The 1,252-nt window shown below is 27.4% G+C and carries 1 protein-coding gene and 1 other annotated feature; the gene reads right to left on the minus strand.

The genetic code is table 11. The features are described 5' to 3' along the window. Positions 1–95: 95 nt before the first annotated feature. Positions 96–333, minus strand: a binding site (T-box leader). A gap of 207 nt (positions 334–540) precedes the next feature. Continuing rightward, on the minus strand, positions 541–1,143 hold the full coding sequence (locus KGF52_RS20955; protein WP_227841514.1) for a DUF445 family protein: 603 nt from the start codon (positions 1,141–1,143) through the stop codon (positions 541–543). Between the last annotated feature and the right edge of the window lie 109 nt (positions 1,144–1,252).

Genomic DNA, 1,252 nt, shown 5'->3' on the forward strand with positions numbered 1-1,252 from the left:
ATTGAACCATCTTTTAAAGCAACTTTAATCATTGTTTTTTCCTCCTTATTGAGATAATTTTTAAATTTTTTGTAATAAAAAATCGCCCCAAAAATATTTGGGACGATATTAATTCGCGGTTCCACCCAAGTTGGCGTATACAAATATATACAGCCCTCTTGATGACTATAAGGTCGTCACCCGAGCACTTTCACAAATTGTATAAAACAAATACTGCTAATAAGCTCAGCTCCAAGGTAGTTTTCAAATAGACCTATTACATGGGTTTTCAGCCATAGACCCAGACTCTCTGTGAATGGTTTCCACTTTACTCTTCCTCTTCAACACTATAATTTTTGATATATTTTCATTATAACAGATAGTTATACATCAATCAACATTAATGTAATATATTAATTACCCATTATTTTTCATTTCAATCAATTGTAAACTAATATTCTTATATTTTGTATTAATTTAATCTTTTGATTTATAGTGACATTATAATATTTTCACTAATTTTAAATTTTTAAAACGTATCTACATGCATGATAGATATAACTAGATAAATATAGTCACTACTCCTTGAACTATACCTATTAAGAAACCTAATACAAGACCTAAGATTTCTATGTGTTTTAATTCATTTTTAGCTATTCTAATGATTATTTCTTCTAGTTCATATAAATCTAGTTCATTAATCTTATCTTCGACCATTTTTTGTATATCTATACGCTCATTTGCTTTATTTATTATATTTTTGCTCAATTCATCTATACTTTGTTTCACTTCAGATTCAATTATATCTCCTAAATAGTCCTGAATCATGTTCTTTATACTACTTGGTATAAATGAAACTTTCTCATGTATGATAATTTTTACCCTTGCTTTTATGTATCTTACAACTTCTTCCTTATCTTCGTCAGTAATGATATTTGCAAGTATTTCGTCCATTGAAAGAAATTCGTTTTGAATTATTTCACCTACATTTGCTGCTATTTCTGCTCTTCTCTTTGGTATAAGACCTACTATCTCTATATTTAAAACAGGTATCTTAATAGGTACTATTGGTCTAAATATCAGTCTTATAGCAACTACATTTGTGACATAACCTATAAATCCACCAATAACAGCTAATATTAGTATCCTAATTAAATTATCCATTATAAAACTTCTCCTTATCAATTGTATATTTGTTAGCTATATTTTATCTTTAATAACTCTAGTTATATCATAGCTTTATATACAATTATAAGTCTTTCGTGTCGATTTC

This window comes from Clostridioides sp. ZZV15-6597, assembly GCF_020657815.1.
Taxonomy (GTDB): domain Bacteria; phylum Bacillota; class Clostridia; order Peptostreptococcales; family Peptostreptococcaceae; genus Clostridioides.